The organism is Pseudomonas sp. NFX98 (assembly GCF_047784845.1).
Taxonomy (GTDB): domain Bacteria; phylum Pseudomonadota; class Gammaproteobacteria; order Pseudomonadales; family Pseudomonadaceae; genus Aquipseudomonas.
In genome coordinates this window covers 80,191-96,473 of sequence record NZ_JBLNNF010000024.1, presented here as the reverse complement: position 1 = coordinate 96,473, position 16,283 = coordinate 80,191, and the positions used below count along the sequence as shown (strand labels likewise).

Annotated in this window: 13 protein-coding genes; 8 read left to right on the top strand and 5 right to left on the bottom strand. The window is 61.5% G+C overall.

Going from position 1 to position 16,283, the window contains the following annotated elements:
* Positions 1-175: 175 nt before the first annotated feature.
* On the top strand, positions 176-1,048 hold the full coding sequence (gene trxA / locus ACM110_RS26650; RefSeq protein WP_416130106.1) for a thioredoxin: 873 nt from the start codon (positions 176-178) through the stop codon (positions 1,046-1,048).
* A gap of 86 nt (positions 1,049-1,134) precedes the next feature.
* On the opposite strand, the gene ACM110_RS26645 is transcribed toward trxA, so the two are convergent.
* Entirely contained in the window at positions 1,135-1,476 is a 342-nt protein-coding gene (locus ACM110_RS26645) for a hypothetical protein (protein ID WP_416130105.1), read from the bottom strand.
* A gap of 134 nt (positions 1,477-1,610) precedes the next feature.
* Here ACM110_RS26645 and ACM110_RS26640 point away from each other — a divergent pair, with 134 nt between their 5' ends.
* From ACM110_RS26640 to ACM110_RS26620, 5 genes are all read left to right on the top strand, one after another.
* Entirely contained in the window at positions 1,611-2,195 is a 585-nt protein-coding gene (locus ACM110_RS26640; protein WP_416130104.1) for a DUF2796 domain-containing protein, read from the top strand.
* Between the two features lie 125 nt (positions 2,196-2,320).
* Complete coding sequence (locus tag ACM110_RS26635; RefSeq protein ID WP_416130103.1) at positions 2,321-3,031, top strand: ABC transporter ATP-binding protein; 711 nt, start codon at positions 2,321-2,323, stop codon at positions 3,029-3,031.
* A 1-nt stretch (position 3,032) separates the two neighbouring features.
* The gene (locus ACM110_RS26630; protein ID WP_416130102.1) at positions 3,033-4,298 is read left to right on the top strand and encodes an ABC transporter permease; all 1,266 of its coding nucleotides are present in this window, start codon (positions 3,033-3,035) and stop codon (positions 4,296-4,298) included.
* A gap of 11 nt (positions 4,299-4,309) precedes the next feature.
* Positions 4,310-4,828, top strand: a complete 519-nt coding sequence (locus tag ACM110_RS26625) for a DUF3299 domain-containing protein (protein WP_416130101.1) — start codon at positions 4,310-4,312, stop codon at positions 4,826-4,828.
* A 194-nt stretch (positions 4,829-5,022) separates the two neighbouring features.
* Entirely contained in the window at positions 5,023-5,721 is a 699-nt protein-coding gene (locus tag ACM110_RS26620) for an OmpW/AlkL family protein (RefSeq protein WP_416130100.1), read from the top strand.
* Between the two features lie 88 nt (positions 5,722-5,809).
* On the opposite strand, the gene ACM110_RS26615 is transcribed toward ACM110_RS26620, so the two are convergent.
* Both ACM110_RS26615 and ACM110_RS26610 read right to left on the bottom strand, forming a co-directional pair.
* Positions 5,810-6,739: an NAD-dependent epimerase/dehydratase family protein gene (locus ACM110_RS26615; RefSeq protein WP_416130099.1), complete on the bottom strand. Its 930-nt coding sequence runs from the start codon at positions 6,737-6,739 to the stop codon at positions 5,810-5,812.
* A complete protein-coding gene (locus tag ACM110_RS26610) occupies positions 6,732-7,616 on the bottom strand; it encodes a sugar nucleotide-binding protein (RefSeq protein WP_416130098.1) in 885 nt (294 codons plus the stop codon). Before ACM110_RS26610 ends, ACM110_RS26615 begins: the two co-directional genes overlap by 8 nt.
* Before the next feature lie 325 nt (positions 7,617-7,941).
* On the opposite strand from ACM110_RS26610, the gene ACM110_RS26605 reads away from it, so the two are divergent.
* A complete protein-coding gene (locus ACM110_RS26605) occupies positions 7,942-12,246 on the top strand; it encodes a DEAD/DEAH box helicase (protein WP_416130097.1) in 4,305 nt (1,434 codons plus the stop codon).
* A gap of 133 nt (positions 12,247-12,379) precedes the next feature.
* Here ACM110_RS26605 and ACM110_RS26600 read toward each other — a convergent pair whose 3' ends face one another.
* On the bottom strand, positions 12,380-14,506 hold the full coding sequence (locus ACM110_RS26600) for a mechanosensitive ion channel family protein (RefSeq protein WP_416130096.1): 2,127 nt from the start codon (positions 14,504-14,506) through the stop codon (positions 12,380-12,382).
* A 189-nt stretch (positions 14,507-14,695) separates the two neighbouring features.
* On the opposite strand from ACM110_RS26600, the gene ACM110_RS26595 reads away from it, so the two are divergent.
* Positions 14,696-15,898 carry an MFS transporter gene (locus ACM110_RS26595; protein ID WP_416130095.1) on the top strand — a complete coding sequence of 401 codons (1,203 nt, stop codon included), beginning with the start codon at positions 14,696-14,698 and terminating at the stop codon, positions 15,896-15,898.
* 70 nt (positions 15,899-15,968) lie between these two features.
* Here ACM110_RS26595 and ACM110_RS26590 read toward each other — a convergent pair whose 3' ends face one another.
* Complete coding sequence (locus tag ACM110_RS26590) at positions 15,969-16,277, bottom strand: PsiF family protein (protein ID WP_416130094.1); 309 nt, start codon at positions 16,275-16,277, stop codon at positions 15,969-15,971.
* Positions 16,278-16,283 lie beyond the last annotated feature (6 nt).

Here is a 16,283-nt window from a genome sequence, read left to right as displayed (position 1 = left end):
CGTCACAGGCAAAAAGCCTAAGGAGCTGCACGGCTTCCAGATCCCTCCCTCGATGATCAGTCGAGAACTATCGCTCCTGATGGAGCGATAGTCGAGATACAAGGAGCTGCCGAAGGCTGCGATCTTTCGCGCCACCCCTTATAGTGCATCTATTCACGCTTTTACGAGATCCATCATGAGTCAAGAAACGCCGTACATCTTCGACGCCACGACTGCCGATTTCGAGCAATCGGTGATCGAGAACTCTTTCCACAAACCGGTGCTGGTGGATTTCTGGGCCGAATGGTGCGCGCCGTGCAAAGTGCTGATGCCGATGCTGCAGACCATCGCCGAGAGCTATCAGGGCGAGTTGCTGCTGGCCAAGGTCAACTGCGACATCGAGCAAGACATCGTCGCCCGTTTCGGCATTCGTAGCCTGCCAACCGTGGTGCTGTTCAAGGATGGCCAGCCGGTCGATGGCTTTGCCGGGGCACAACCGGAATCCGCCGTGCGTGCCTTGCTTGAGCCGCATGTGCAAATGCCGCCACCGGCAGCGGCCGATCCATTCGAGCAGGCTCAGGCGCTGTTCGACGACAGTCGTTTCGCCGATGCCGAAGCGCAGCTCAAAGTGATCCTGGGCGAAGACAACACCAACGCCAAGGCTCTGATCCTCTACGCACGTTGCCTCACCGAGCGCGGTGAACTGGGCGACGCACAAGCCGTACTCGATTCGGTCAAGACGGATGAGCACAAGGCAGCCCTGGCTGGCGCCAAGGCGCAGATCAAGTTTCTCGGACAGGCCAAGGATCTGCCGGACGCCGCCGACCTGAAAGCGCGGCTGGCGAAAAACCCGCAGGACGATGAAGCGGTCTATCAACTGGCGGTTCAGCAACTGGCGCGCCAGCAGTACGACGCGGCGCTGGACGGCTTGCTCAAGTTGTTCATCCGCAACCGCAGCTACAACGAAGGCCTGCCGCACAAGACCTTGCTGCAGGTGTTCGAACTGCTGGGTAATGACCACCCGTTGGTGGGCACTTATCGCCGCAAGTTGTTTGCTGCGCTGTACTGAAAATCAAAAGATCGCGGCCTGCGGCAGCTCCTACAGAAGAACGCATTTCCATGTAGGAGCTGCCGCAGGCTGCGATCTTTTGCTGTTTACGCGATCCAGCGATAGATCGGCGTATCGGTGCCGCTTTCCACCTTCACGTCCGGGCTGTGGCGCAGACGCACCAACAGGCGCTTGCCCGCCGCCGCGCTGCCGGTCAGCCCTTCCAGTTGATCGAGCAGATCCGGTCCGCTGAGCTGCCCGGCCTGGCGCAACAAATCCCTGGCGACCTGCCACTGTGAATCATCCTGGCTCAGTGGTTTTGCCACCGGTGTGCTAACCGCAGTTTTTTCCACCTGCAACTGCGCACCCAGCCGCGCCCAGTCGGCGTCATCCATTTCCAGCGTCAAATCCACCGGCCAGTCGCCGATGCTTCCGCGAATTCGCAACATAAGTTCGCTCCTGCACTTTTCTGACTTGCATGCTCCCATGGGACTTGTGCAACGCCAAGCAGACAGTCAAACTCTCCGCACTTACGTTATAAGATTACATAACAAATCTTTCATCTTACATTCGGAGACTCGCCATGCGTCGTCTGCTGCTCGCTTTGCCGTTTGCCTTGTTGCCGCTGGCTGTCGCCCATGCGGGCGACGAACATGACCACGACCATGAGCACGCCAGCCTCGGCGCCCATGAACACGGCGTCGGTCGCTTGAACGCAGCGCTGGACGGCCAGACCCTGGAGCTGGAGCTGGAAAGCCCGGCGATGAATCTGGTGGGCTTCGAACACGCCGCCACCAGTGATGCCGATAAAGCCAAAGTCGCCGCCGCCCGCGTTCAACTGGAGAAACCGCTGGCCCTGTTCAACCTGCCAAAAGCCGCCGGTTGCGTGGTCGCGAGTCAGGAACTGGAAAGCCCGTTGTTCGGCGATAAACCAGACGCCGATGATGATCACGATGACGACGCCAAGGACGAGCATCACCACGACCACAGCGAAATCCACGCCCATTACCAATTCACCTGCGCCACGCCGGGCGCGCTGAAGACCCTGGATCTGGCGAACATCTTCAACACCTTCCCGGCCACCCAGAAAATTCAGGTACAACTGATCGGCCCGAGCGGGCAGCAAGGGGTTGAAGTCACGGCCAAGGCTGCGGCCCTGAAATTCTGAATCCACCCAGATCCCTTGTAGGAGCTGTCGAGTGAAACGAGGCTGCGATCTTTTGACTTTCAAGATCAAAAGATCGCAGCCTGCGGCAGCTCCTACAGGTCATCACTATTCTTGAAATCGGCGCCATGACCCAAGCACTCATCGAACTGTCCGACCTGGGCTTCAGCTGGCCCGGTCACTCGCCGCTGCTGGACATCCCGGCATTTCGCCTGGAACCGGGCGAAACCCTGTTCCTCAAAGGCCCCAGCGGCAGCGGCAAGACCACCCTGCTCGGTTTGCTCGGCGGCGTGCAGAAACCAGATCGCGGCAGCATCCGTCTGCTCGGCCAGGAGCTGACCGAACTGTCGGCCGGCGCCCGTGATCATTTCCGCGTCGACCACACCGGCTACATTTTCCAGCAGTTCAACCTGCTGCCGTTTCTGTCGGTGCGCGAGAACGTCGAACTGCCCTGCCACTTCTCGAAACTGCGCGCCGAGCGAGCCAAACAGCGCCACGGCAGCGTCGATAAAGCGGCGGCCACCCTGCTCGCCCATTTGGGTTTAAAGGATGAAAACATCCTCAGTCGCCGTGCCGACTCCCTGTCCATCGGCCAGCAACAACGGGTGGCCGCCGCACGCGCGCTAATTGGTCAACCGGAACTGGTAATCGCCGACGAGCCAACTTCGGCCCTCGATTACGACGCTCGGGAAAATTTCATTCGCCTGCTGTTCGCCGAATGCCGCGAAGCCGGGTCGAGCCTGTTGTTCGTCAGCCATGACCAGAGCCTGGCGCCGCTGTTCGATCGCAATCTGTCGCTGGCCGAACTCAATCGCGCCGCTACCCCGTCCGAGGTCTGAGATGTTTTTGTTTCGTCTAGCCATGGCCAGCCTGGCTAACCGCCGCTTCACCGCGATCCTCACCGCGTTCGCCATCGCCCTGTCGGTGTGCCTGCTGCTGGCCGTGGAGCGTGTGCGCACAGAAGCCAAAGCCAGTTTCGCCAGCACCATCAGCGGCACCGACCTGATTGTCGGGGCGCGCTCCGGCTCGGTGAACCTGTTGCTGTACTCGGTGTTCCGCATCGGCAACGCCACCAACAACATTCGCTGGGACAGCTTCGAACACTTCGCCAGCAACCCGAAAGTGAAATGGGCGATCCCGATGTCCCTCGGCGATTCCCATCGCGGCTATCGGGTGATGGGCACCACCGAGGCCTACTTCGAGCATTACCAGTACGGTCGCCAGCAACACCTGGAACTGGCCGATGGCCGCGCCTTCGCCACCGACCCGTTCGAAGTGGTACTCGGTGCCGAAGTCGCGGATGCGTTGAAGTACAAACTCGGCGACAAACTGGTGCTCGCCCATGGCGTGGCGGCGATCAGCCTGGTCAAGCACGACGACAAACCGTTCACTGTGGTCGGCATTCTCAAGCGCACCGGCACGCCGGTGGACCGCACGCTACACATCAGCCTCGGCGGCATGGAAGCGATTCACATCGATTGGCACAACGGTGTGCCGGCCCGGGGCAACGGGCGGATCAGCGCTGATCAAGCGCGCAACATGGACCTGACGCCGCAAGCGATCACCGCGTTCATGCTCGGTCTCAACAGCAAGATTTCAACGTTTGCCCTGCAACGCGAGATCAACGAGTTCCGTGGCGAACCGATGCTGGCGATCCTGCCGGGTGTGGCGCTGCAAGAGTTGTGGAGTTTGATGAGCACCGCAGAGAAAGCCTTGTTCGTGGTCTCGCTGTTCGTGGTGCTGACCGGTTTGATCGGCATGCTCACGGCGATTCTCACCAGCCTCAACGAACGTCGCCGCGAGATGGCGATTTTGCGGTCAGTAGGCGCGCGGCCGTGGCATGTCGCGACGTTGTTGGTGCTGGAGGCGTTTGCCCTGGCGCTGGCCGGCGTGGTTGCCGGCGTGGCGCTGCTCTATGTGGGCATCGCCGTGGCCCAAGGTTACGTGCAAGCCAATTACGGCCTGTTTCTGCCGCTGGCCTGGCCCAGTGAATATGAATGGACGCTGCTCGGTGGCATTCTGATCGCCGCGCTGCTTATGGGTAGCGTGCCGGCCTGGCGCGCCTATCGCCAATCCTTGGCCGATGGCCTGTCGATCCGTTTATGAGGACTTTGAAAATGCCCCGCGCTGTTTTTGCGCTGTTGATGCTGGTCGCCCTGCCCTTGTGGGCGGCCGAGCCGAAAGAGCTGACCTGGTCGGAAATGATCCCGCCCGATGCAGCACCCGAAGTGCCGAACATGACGCCGCTGCACGACCTGTCGAAGATGAGCGATGCGCTGTCCGCCGAGTCTGCGCCGGCAGCCAAGCAAGACATGCCCAATGCCCCCGTGGTCAAAGCGCTCGATGGGCAAAACATTCGCCTGCCGGGCTACATCGTGCCACTGGAAGTGAGTGAAGACGGTCGCACCACGGACTTTCTGCTGGTGCCATATTTCGGCGCCTGCATTCATGTGCCGCCACCGCCGTCGAACCAGATCGTGCACGTCAAAAGCGAAGTCGGCGTGAAGCTCGACGAGTTGTATCAGCCGTACTGGATCGAAGGTGCGATGCAGGTCAAAGCGTCGACCAGCGAGTTGGCGGATGCCGGGTATCAGATGGAGGCGGAGAAGATTTATCTGTATGAATTGCCGGAGTGAATCCAGTCAAAATCAAAAGATCGCAGCCTTCGGCAGCTCCTACAGAATCGGGTTAACACGCAGTCAATGTAGGAGCTGCCGAAGGCTGCGATCTTTCAGGTCTATTGCGACTTCATTGAGCTGCGTCAAAAGACCAAATAGTTAGCCGACTTACCATTGGACATCAAAAATTTTTAACGTCCTTTGGAGCCCCCATGAACAAGTCCTTGCTCGGTGCCTCGCTGGTAGCGCTCGCGCTCGTAGCCCCGCTCGCCCACGCCCACGAGGCCGGTGACATCATCCTTCGTGCCGGCGCGATCACTGTCAATCCGAAAGCCAATAGCTCCACCGTCAAGGTCGATCAAGGCCCGCTGAGCGGCGCCGATCTGGGTGGCAAGGCGACCATGAGCAGCGACACGCAGCTGGGTCTCAACTTCGCCTACATGCTCACCAATAACTGGGGTATCGAACTGCTCGCGGCCACGCCATTCGAGCATGACGTGAAACTCAAGGGCACGGCGCTGCCCGCGGCGAACGGCAAACTCGGTTCGCTGAAACACCTGCCGCCAACCTTGAGCGTCGTGTATTACCCACTGGATGCGAAGTCCGCTTTCCAGCCGTACGTGGGCGCCGGCATCAACTACACCTGGATCTACGACGAACACGTCGGCAGCGAAGCCAGCGCCAACGGTTTCAGCAACTTCAAGGCGAAGAATTCCTGGGGGATGGCCTGGCAGGTCGGCGCCGACTACATGCTGACCGACCGCGTGATGATCAACGCCCAGGTGCGTTACATCGACATCGATACCCGCGCCACTGTTGAAAACGACGCCGTGGCACCCGGCACTCGGGCACGGGTGAACGTGGACGTCGATCCGTTCATCTACATGGTCGGTCTGGGTTACAAGTTCTAAGGATTCACGTGGTGGTGAATGGATCGCTCCCAAGCTCTGCAAGGGAACGATCAGCAACAAAAAAAGGCGCCTCAACAGGCGCCTTTTTCTATCGTCCCAGCAACCGCGCCAGGCCAACGCTCATCGGCGTTTGCGCAGGCGCCTTGAAACGCTCCAGCAATCGCCGATTGTTCGCCCGGGAATGACGAATGTCACCGGAACGCGCCGTGCCGTAACTCACTGGCGGCAACTCACCGACCACCACTTCAAGCGCCGCCAGCAATTGCTTGAGACTGGTCGCTTGGTTCCAGCCGACGTTGACCGCGCCGACATCAACCTGCGGTTTGTCGAACGCTTGCACCAGCAACGCGACCAGATCCTCGACGTAGAGAAAATCCCGCGTCTGCTCACCGTCGCCAAACACGGTGATCGGCAGGCCTTTTTGCGCACGCTCGCTGAAAATGCTGATCACCCCGGAATACGGCGAGGACGGATCCTGGCGTGGGCCGAAAATGTTGAAGAAGCGGAAAATTGCCGGCTCCAGCCCATGCTCGCGTCGATAGAAATCGAAGTAATGCTCGCTCGCCAATTTGTCCGATGCGTAGGGCGTCAACGGTGCCTTGGGCGTGTCTTCATCGATCGACTCGCCTTCGCCGTTGTTGCCGTACACCGCTGCGCTGGAAGCAAACAGCACTCGCTTCACACCGGATTGACGCATGGCTTCGCAGACATTCAGCGTGCCGATGAAATTGCTCTGGTGCGTCTTTACCGGATCGTCCACCGAGGCCTGCACCGAAGCGACGGCCGCCAGATGCGCCACGGCGCTACAACCGGCCATGACCCGAGCCACTAGCGCGGCATCGGCGACGTCGCCGACGATCAGCTCGACCTTGGGATTGTCCAGCGGCAGGTTGCTGCGTTTGCCGGTGGACAGATCATCGAGAATCCGCACCGAATGGCCCTTGGCGAGCAAGGCATCGGTCAGGTGCGAGCCGATGAAACCGGCGCCGCCGGTGATGAGAACGGGGCCGTCAGCCATGGCGATAGAACCTGTCCAGTAAGCCCGGAAGCGCCGCACGCCAGGCGCGCGGCTTGATCCCGAAGGTGTGAAGGATTTTCTTGCAGGCCAGCACCGCGTGTTGCGGCTCTTCGGCGGCGTCCGGTCGCGCGGCGTGGGCCTGGGCGGTCGGCGCTTCGATGGCCAGCGGATGCAGGGCTCGCGCTTCGGTGAGAATCGCCTGCCCCAGCGCTAGCGGCGTGGTCGCCTCGTGCCCGGCGTAGTGGTAGGTGCCCCACAGCGGTGCCGCGCAATCGAGTTGCTTGAGCACCGAAATGATCACCCGGGCAGCGTCGTCCACCGGCGTCGGATTACCCCGGCGGTCGTCGGCCATCAGCAGCTCTTCAGGTTGTTCGGCCCGACCGAGGAAACGCCCGAGTGTGCCTTCGGGGCTGTCATCGAGCAGCCAGCCAAAGCGCAGCAGCACGTGCTGCGGGCAGGTGGCGCGCACGCTTTGTTCGATCCGCCACAGCGCCTGACCGCGCTGGCCCAGAGGCACCGGCTCGTCTTTTTCGCTGTAGGCGGTGGCGCGGGAGCCGTCGAACACGCGGTAACTCGAAGGCTGCACCAGCACGATGTTGTGGTGCTGGCACAGTTCCGCCAGGCGCTCGACCGCGCGTTCCTGCCCGGCCAGACGCTGTTCGCTGACCGCTTCGGCCTGGAACCAGTCGAAGTAGTAGGCGAGGTTGATCAACGCGTCCGGACGAGTGTCGTCGAGCAGTTGCGTCAGGCTCGCGGCATCCCAGCCGTCTTGCGGCGGGCGGGGGGCGAGGAAACCGATGTCTTCCTCCGCACCGAGGCGAATCAGCGCCTGCCCAAGGGCATTTCCGCCGCCCAGTAACATAAGGCGCATTCGCATAGAGTCAGCAGGCCCAGTCTGATTGGAACGATGGCTTTATCGGCATCACCCGCAGGCGATACCGTTGATAGTTGCCGGAATCGTTGCATTTTGCGGGTTTAGTGCGCAACCGTCATCCGTAAAGTGTAGATGTCCGGGATTTGTGGTGCCGGTGATGGACCCATCGCGGGCAAGCCCGCTCCCACAGTGATCTCCGTCGTTCACAGATTTTGCATCCACAGCAGATCCTTGTGGCAGCGGGCTTGCCCGCGATGAGGCCCGGAAGGCCGCCGGAGATCCCGAGCGGTACTTGCATCTTCCCGTTCCCACCCGCATAAATCACTCCATGAACCTGCCCATCCCCGTAGACAGTGCCCTGAACGGCTTCCACCCCGCCGTCAGCGCCTGGTTCAGCCACACCTTCCCCGCGGTCACCGCCGCCCAGGCCCGGGCGTGGCCGTTGATCCGCCAGCGGCGGTCGACGCTGATCGCTGCGCCCACAGGCTCGGGCAAGACCCTCACCGCGTTCCTCGCCGTTATCGATGATCTGGTGCACCGAGGCCTGGAGAACCCTGAGGGTCTGCCGGACCAAACCCTCGTCGTCTACGTCTCGCCGCTCAAGGCGCTGTCCAACGACATTCGCATCAACCTGCAAAACCCGCTAGCTGGCATCACCGAACAGTTGCGCGTAATGGGCCTGCCCGAATTGCAGATCACCACAGCCGTACGCACTGGCGATACGCCACAAAAAGAGCGCTCGGCGATGCGCAAGATTGCGCCGCACATTCTGGTCACCACTCCGGAGTCGCTGTACGTGCTGCTCGGCTCCGACTCCGGTCGGCAAATGCTCGGCACTACGCGCACGGTGATCGTCGACGAAATCCACGCCATCGCCGCCAGCAAGCGCGGCAGTCACCTGGCCCTGAGCCTCGAACGCTTGCAGGCGCTGTGTGCTGAACCGCTGGTGCGCATCGGCCTGTCCGCTACACAGAAACCCATCGAAGCGGTCTCGCGTTTTCTGGTGGGTCGCGACCGTCCCTGCGAAATCGTCGATATCGGCCATGCGCGCCCCCGCGACCTGGACATCGAAGTGCCGCCCGTGCCGTTATCGGCGGTGATGGCCAATGATATCTGGGAGCTGGTCTACGATCGCCTCGCCGCCCTCGCCCGCGAACACCGCACCACACTGATTTTCGTCAACACCCGGCGTCTGGCCGAACGCTTGAGCCGACACTTGAGCGAACGCTTGGGCAAAGACGCAGTAGCCGCCCACCACGGCAGCCTGGCCAAGGAGTTTCGCCTCGACGCCGAACAACGGCTCAAGCGCGGCGAGCTGCAAGTGTTGATCGCCACCGCCTCGCTGGAACTGGGCATCGACATCGGCGACGTCGACCTGGTGTGTCAGATCGCCTCGCCACGTTCGATTTCAGGATTCCTGCAACGAGTCGGCCGCTCCGGGCACCAGGTCGGCGGCACGCCCAAGGGTCGCTTGTTCGCCACCACCCGCGACGACCTGATTGAATGCGCCGCGCTGCTCGACTGTGTACGTCGGGGCGAACTCGATACGCTGCTGATCCCCGTGGCACCGCTGGACGTTCTGGCGCAGCAGATCATCGCCGAAGTCAGCTGCCAGGAATGGCAGGAGCAAGCGTTGCTGGACATGCTGCGCCGCGCCTCGCCCTACGCCGAAATCGACGAAAAACACTATCAGGCGCTGCTGCAAATGCTCGCCGAGGGCTACAACGGCCGTCAGGGCATCCGCAGCGCCTACCTGCACCGCGACGCCGTGACCCGCAGCCTGCGCGGGCGCCGTGGCGCGAAACTGACGGCGGTGACCAGCGGCGGGACCATTCCGGACAACGCCGACTACAGCGTTTTGCTGGAACCTCAGGCGCTGAACATCGGCAGCGTCAACGAAGACTTCGCGGTGGAAAGCATCGCCGGGGACGTCTTTCAGTTGGGCAACACGTCCTATCGAATCCTGCGGGTGGAAACCGGCAAGGTGCGGGTCGAAGACGCGCAGGGCCAACCGCCGACGATTCCCTTCTGGCTCGGCGAAGCGCCGGGGCGCAGCGCCGAATTGTCGTTGGCCGTGGCCCGTCTGCAAGCGCATCTCGATGAGTTGCTGGGCGCTACGCCGGGCAACTTGCAACCGAGCCTCGACTGGCTGACCGAAACCCTCGGCCTGAACCTCGCCAGTGCTGAACAACTGGTGGAATACCTGGCTCCCGCGCGCCAGACCCTCGGCGCCCTGCCGTCGCAAGATACGCTGCTGATGGAGCGGTTTTTCGACGAGTCCGGCGGCACGCAACTGATCATCCACAGCCCCTTCGGCAGCCGTATCAACCGAGCCTGGGGCCTGGCCCTGCGCAAGCGTTTCTGTCGCACCTTCAACTTCGAATTGCAGGCCGCCGCCAGTGAAGATGCCATCGTGCTTTCGCTGTCCACCAGCCACAGCTTTGAACTCGATGACGTCTGGCGTTACCTGCACAGCAACAGCGCCGAGCACACGCTGATCCAGGCTGTGCTCGACGCGCCGCTGTTCGGCGTGCGCTGGCGCTGGAATGCCGGCGTGGCCCTGGCGTTGCCGCGCTACAGCGGCGGGCGCAAAGTGCCGCCGCAAATCCAGCGGATGAAAAGCGAAGACCTGATCGCCAGCGTGTTTCCCGATCAGATCGCCTGCGTGGAAAATCTCGCCGGCGAACGGGAAATTCCTGACCATCCACTGGTGGAGCAAACCCTCGACGATTGCCTGCACGAAGCGATGGACACCGAAGGCTGGCTGGCGTTGTTGCGGCGCATGGAGCGCGGAGAAATCCGCCTGATCAGCCGTGATCTGCCGGCGCCTTCGCCGCTGGCCGCGGAAATTCTCAGTGCCCGCCCCTACACCTTTCTCGACGATGCGCCGCTGGAGGAACGCCGCACGCAAGCGGTGCTCAATCGACGCTGGAGCGATCCACAATCCACCGATGACCTCGGCGCGCTGGACGCCGATGCGATTGCCGCCGTGCGCGAAGAAGCCTGGCCGACACCCGGTAATGCCGATGAAATGCACGAGGCGCTGATGAGTCTGGCGTGCATCACCGATACCGAAGCTCGAAGCAATCCGGACTGGCACGATTGGTTGAACGCCTTGGCCGACAGCGGCCGCGCCTGCCTGATCAATCATTCCCTGTGGCTGGCACGGGAACGGCTGAGCTGCCTGTTGGCGATTTATCCTCAGGCCGTTTTGTGGCCGGATCTGGAAGCACTGCCGGGTTTTGACGAACCTTGGGATGCGGACGAAGCCGTGCTGGAAGTGATTCGTGCGCGGCTTAGCGCTTTTGGTCCATTGCCGCTGAAGGCGATTGCCGAACCGCTCGGATTACCGCCCATTCAAGTCACCCAAGCCTTGGCGCAATTGGAGCGCGAAGGCTACGTATTGCGCGGTCGGTTCACCCCAGGCTGCGCGGAAGAAGAGTGGTGCGAGCGGCATCTGCTGGCGCGAATTCACCGCTACACGGTCAAGCGTCTGCGGCGGGAAATCGAGCCGGTGGCGTTGCAGGATTTCATGCGGTTTTTGTTCGACTGGCAGCATCTGTCCAGCGCCACTCAAGGCCAGGGCAACGCGGTGTTACCGGCGATCATCGCTCAATTCGAAGGCTACCCTGCCGCCGCATCAGCGTGGGACAGCGACATCCTCCCGGCGCGCATCAAGGATTATTCGGCAACCTGGCTCGATGAGTTGTGCCGCAGCGGCAAACTGGTCTGGACCCGCCTCACCGCGCACAACAAAAGCGCCGGCACTGCGCTGCGCAGTACACCGATCGTGCTGTTGCCGCGCAATCGAGTTGCACTCTGGAGCGAATTGACCGAGCAGACGCCGGTCAGCGAACTGTCGCCGAAAACGCAGAAGGTCCACGCCGCCCTGAGCCAGCACGGCGCGTTGTTTTTTGATGAGCTGATTCATGAAGCCCATCTGCTGCGCTCGGAGCTGGAAATCGCCTTGCAGGAACTGGTGGGCGCCGGGCTGGTGAACGCTGACAGCTTTGCCGGTCTGCGGGCGTTGATTACCCCGGCCAGCAAGCGCCAGAACCGCAGCACTCGTCGCGGGCGCGGGGCGTTTGTCGGCGGCATGGATGACGCCGGACGTTGGGCGCTGCTCAGGCGTGGTCCCGTCGCGCCGATTGTGGATAACTCGCGTCCTGCGCCAACACCCGCCGACACTCTGGAACACATCGCCATGACCTTGTTGCGCCGCTACGGCGTGGTGTTCTGGCGAATGCTGGAGCGTGAGGCGGATTGGCTGCCGAGCTGGCGGGAATTGCTGCGCACTTTCCATCGACTGGAAGCGCGGGGGGAGATTCGTGGCGGGCGGTTTGTCAGTGGGTTGGCGGGTGAGCAATTTGCATTGCCTGAGGCGATTCCGCTGTTGCGCGAAGTTCGGCGTCGGCCACATGACGGGAGTCTGATTGCGGTGTGCGGGGTTGATCCGTTGAACCTGGCTGGCACGCTCTTGCCCGGCGCGAAAGTGCCGGCGCTGGCGAGTAATCGGCTGGTGTTTCGAGATGGGTTGCCGGTGGCTGCGGAGATGGCGGGCAAGCAGGTTTTTTGGTTGGAGCTGGATCAGCAGGCTGGTCTCGAGGTGCGCAATAAATTGATCCGGCATTGATGTTGTCTGGGGCGGCCTCTTCGCGGGCAAGCCCGCTCCCACAGGAATTTTCTTGTGAATGCAAATTTCCAAAACAACAAAGATCACTGTGGGAGCGGGCTTGCCCGCGATGAGGCCAGCACTGCCACTAGAGCTATTGAGGCCTCGGCCGCTCCGGCATCAACACCGCCGAATGTTCCGGCTCCACAACGCCATCCTGCGGCGGTTCTGGATGCCGCGGCATCAAAACCTGCTGTGGATAAGTCTGCGCGAAATGCACCCACGGGCTGTTATCCACAAGCTTTTTCAAACTCTGGTTGAACGCCCGGCTCACCGCATATTGCCCACCCGACACGGTCCGAAACTGCGCCGTCAGCACCACGCCGTTGAGGTCCATCTTGTCGACGCCGAACACATCCAGTGGCCCCTGCAAGTTGTACCTGAGGAACGGGTCATCGCTGATGGAATGCCCGGCCTCGCGGATCAGTTCGATGGCCTTGTCAACATCGGTGTCGTAAGTGAACTGCACCGAAAAGAACGCATAGGCAAACTGCCGCGATTGGTTGGTCACCGCCTTGATCTGGCCGAACGGCACCGAGTGCACAAAGCCCTTGCCGTCACGCAGGCGCAAGGTGCGAATGGTCAGGCCCTCGACGGTGCCGGCGTGCCCGGAGTCAAGCACCACCCAGTCGCCGATCGACAAGGTGTCTTCGATGATGATGAACAACCCGGTGATCACGTCCTGCACCAGTTGCTGGGAACCGAAACCGATGGCCAGACCGATAACCCCGGCACCGGCCAGGAACGGTGCAACGTTGATCCCCAGATTGGCCATGGTGGTGATCGCGCAAATCACCACCAGGATGATTTTGATTGCGTTGCGCAGCAACGGCAGGATGGTTTTCACCCGCGTACTCGGCTGGCGCGCCGAGCGTTTGTTGGCCGGTGGTTTCAGGGCTTCCTGAATCGCCGTGTCGAGCACGACCCAGACCATCCAGGTGATCAGGAAGATCAAACCGATATGACTCAGCGAATCGCTGATCGCCCGGCCGACCGCATTGCTCACCGCGAAATCGAACAGCGACACGCCCCAGATGCGCCCCAGGATGTCGATGAACACGATGGCCATGGCGATGCGCAATAAGGCGTGGGACAGGTTGAGAAAGCGCTCTTTGTAGGCGCTGCTGCGGCGCACGTCCGCTTCACTGCGCGACTTGAACAAGTGATGCAGCGTGGTGCTCAGGAACACCGTGGCAATCAGCAAGACCGTGGTGAACAGCGCACTGCGCAGCACCTGCTGATTGTCATCGCTGACACTGATCAGGTTGATGATCGACACCAGCACCATCAACAGGATCGGCCAATACCAGAGCCCGGAAAAAATCCGCAGAGTTTCGCGCAGCGCCGGCTGTTTGCGACGCTGGGCCAACGGCAGGATCCGGATCAGCTGAGCCACCGGACGGCGCAGGCGGATCACCAGCAACCCAAAGGCAATCGAAGCCGCCAGACCGGTAAACACCGCGATGCTGCTGGTGAGGTTGTTGCCCAATTGATGAGCGATCTGCGGGCTGGTGAGGGCGTCGCTCAGCGCGACCAGAAAACCGATTCCAAACAGCGGTCGCGGACTGTGCTGGCGAATGATGAGCACAGCTCGACGCTTATGGCCGGTGTTGAACAGCACCACCAGCGACATCACCAAAGAGGCGGCGAACACACCGCTACTGGTGGCGTAGGCAAAGCACAACGCAAGTGCCCGGCCCGCCGACACCGGTAGAAACTTGCTGGCATAGATCGTCAGTGGCAGGCTGACGACCGCCGCCAGCGTGTAGGGCAACACGTAACCCAACAAGGCCTGACCGCGCTCGCGAGTGAGCAGCAGCCGATGTTCACACAGGCGTTGAGCCGTCCATTTGCCGAGCAACCACAGCGAGCCAAAAACAGCGGCCCAGACGAAGGTCAACAACAGGAAATCCCCGGCCACACTCCAGCTCGAACGAGTCGACGGACGATTGACCAGTTGATCCACCTCATCCGCCGCCCGATCCGCTCGCAGGCGCCAGGCGTCGACCAGGTTTTCATTGAGGTCGAGCTTGTTCTGCACGTCGTCAATGCTCGAACTGATGGCACCCAGCAAACCACCCTGGACCAGCGGTTCCGGGTGTGCCGGAGGTGTCGCGGCCGTAGCGCTTGCAGGCAGGCCCGGAATGGCGGCCGCCTCCAGTTCCTCGCTGCCCAGAAACAGCAACGCGCCGAGTAACACCGCGGTCTTGAGCTTGATCAAGGCATCCGCTCCTTTGGATAAGACTGTAAGGAACTGATCGACAAATGCCGGACTAGTTCGCAGGTGACGCGCACCTGCTCGGCAATCTTTGCGTTCAAGACAAATATCAAATGCTCATCCCTGTATTTTTCCGCACAACCCAAACCCCGACACTGCGCTCCATCAAATCAACCCACCGGAGTTGTAGCCATGCCCATTGCCTTGCTCGCGCTGACCCTCAGCGCCTTTGCCATCGGGACGACCGAGTTCGTCATCGTTGGCCTGCTACCTACCATCGGCGCCGACCTCGGCGTCAGCCTGCCGTCTGCCGGCCTGCTGGTCAGCCTCTATGCATTGGGTGTCGCCGTCGGCGCCCCGGTGCTGACCGCCCTGACCGGAAAAGTGCCGCGCAAACTGCTGCTGTTGTCGCTGATGGTGCTGTTCACCCTCGGCAATCTGCTGGCGTGGAAAGCGCCGAGCTACGAGTCGCTGATCCTGGCGCGGATCGTCACCGGCCTGGCCCACGGGGTGTTTTTCTCGATCGGTTCGACCATCGCCACCAGTCTAGTGCCCAAGGAAAAAGCCGCCAGCGCGATCGCCATCATGTTCACCGGCCTGACCGTGGCCTTGGTTACCGGCGTGCCGTTGGGTACCTTCATCGGTCAGCATTTCGGCTGGCGTGAAACCTTCCTCGCGGTGTCGGCGCTGGGTGTGATCGCGTTTATCGGCAGCCTGCTCTACGTGCCGAAAAACATCGCCCACAGCAAACCCGCGTCGTTGTTGCAGCAATTGCAGGTGCTCAAACAACCGCGGTTGTTGCTGGTGTATGCCATGACCGCCGTGGGTTACGGCGGCTCGTTCATCGCGTTCACCTTTCTGGCGCCGATCCTTCAGGACATCTCCGGCTTCAGCGCCAGCACCGTCAGCCTGGTATTGCTGGTCTACGGCATCTCAGTGGCCGTCGGCAACATCTGGGGCGGCAAACTGGCTGACAAACGCGGCCCGATCAGCGCCCTGAAAATCATCTTCGCCCTGCTCGCCGCAGTGCTGTTCGTGCTGACTTTCACCGCCGGCAATCCATGGTTGGCGCTGGCTACCGTGCTGGTCTGGGGCGCCGTGGCGTTCGGCAACGTGCCGGGGTTGCAGGTTTATGTGGTGCGTCAGGCCGAACATCACACGCCGCACGCGGTGGATGTAGCGTCCGGCCTGAACATTGCGGCGTTCAACCTCGGTATCGCTGGTGGCGCATGGGGCGGTGGCTTGATCGTTGCGCACATGGGCCTGATCCATACCGCGTGGATTGGCGGGTTGGTGGTGCTGGTAGCGCTGGCATTGACGGCGTGGAGCGGTCGACTGGATCGCCTCGGTCCGGTGTATGCCGAGAGCTCGACCCGAGTCGTCGCCGGTCACTGATAACCCCCTGTGGCAGCTAGCCTGCTGGCGATGAGGCCCTCACAGCCCCCCCACAATTTCGGTTGAATGTTTATTTCTTCTTCAGACAATCACTCATGAATGCTTTGCGCTCATCCCCTTTCAGGGCCTTGGTAGCCGCGTCGGCATTGCAGGTTTTCATTTTCTGTTGCTGCGGGGTCAAGGCTGCGCCGGCATCGTTGGCTGCCGGGGTGGCCTTGAGGCAATTGCTCATGAAGGCTTTGCGCTCATCGCCCTTGAGGGTCTTTGCAGTCGCCTCGGCGTTGCAGGTGGTCATCTTGTTTTGTTGCTCAGTGGCGGCGAAGCCTTGGGAGCAAAGCAGCAAACCGATCATCAACAAAGGGGCACGCATTATCTTCATGGAGTT

Excerpts from the sequence above, each read along its gene's own strand:
- trxA (WP_416130106.1), top strand. The coding sequence starts at position 176 with ATGAGTCAAGAAACGCCGTACATCTTCGACGCCACGACTGCCGATTTC.
- ACM110_RS26645 (WP_416130105.1), bottom strand. The coding sequence starts at position 1,476 with ATGTTGCGAATTCGCGGAAGCATCGGCGACTGGCCGGTGGATTTGACG.
- ACM110_RS26640 (WP_416130104.1), top strand. The coding sequence starts at position 1,611 with ATGCGTCGTCTGCTGCTCGCTTTGCCGTTTGCCTTGTTGCCGCTGGCT.
- ACM110_RS26635 (WP_416130103.1), top strand. The coding sequence starts at position 2,321 with ATGACCCAAGCACTCATCGAACTGTCCGACCTGGGCTTCAGCTGGCCC.
- ACM110_RS26630 (WP_416130102.1), top strand. The coding sequence starts at position 3,033 with ATGTTTTTGTTTCGTCTAGCCATGGCCAGCCTGGCTAACCGCCGCTTC.
- ACM110_RS26625 (WP_416130101.1), top strand. The coding sequence starts at position 4,310 with ATGCCCCGCGCTGTTTTTGCGCTGTTGATGCTGGTCGCCCTGCCCTTG.
- ACM110_RS26620 (WP_416130100.1), top strand. The coding sequence starts at position 5,023 with ATGAACAAGTCCTTGCTCGGTGCCTCGCTGGTAGCGCTCGCGCTCGTA.
- ACM110_RS26615 (WP_416130099.1), bottom strand. The coding sequence starts at position 6,739 with ATGGCTGACGGCCCCGTTCTCATCACCGGCGGCGCCGGTTTCATCGGC.
- ACM110_RS26610 (WP_416130098.1), bottom strand. The coding sequence starts at position 7,616 with ATGCGAATGCGCCTTATGTTACTGGGCGGCGGAAATGCCCTTGGGCAG.
- ACM110_RS26605 (WP_416130097.1), top strand. The coding sequence starts at position 7,942 with ATGAACCTGCCCATCCCCGTAGACAGTGCCCTGAACGGCTTCCACCCC.
- ACM110_RS26595 (WP_416130095.1), top strand. The coding sequence starts at position 14,696 with ATGCCCATTGCCTTGCTCGCGCTGACCCTCAGCGCCTTTGCCATCGGG.
- ACM110_RS26590 (WP_416130094.1), bottom strand. The coding sequence starts at position 16,277 with ATGAAGATAATGCGTGCCCCTTTGTTGATGATCGGTTTGCTGCTTTGC.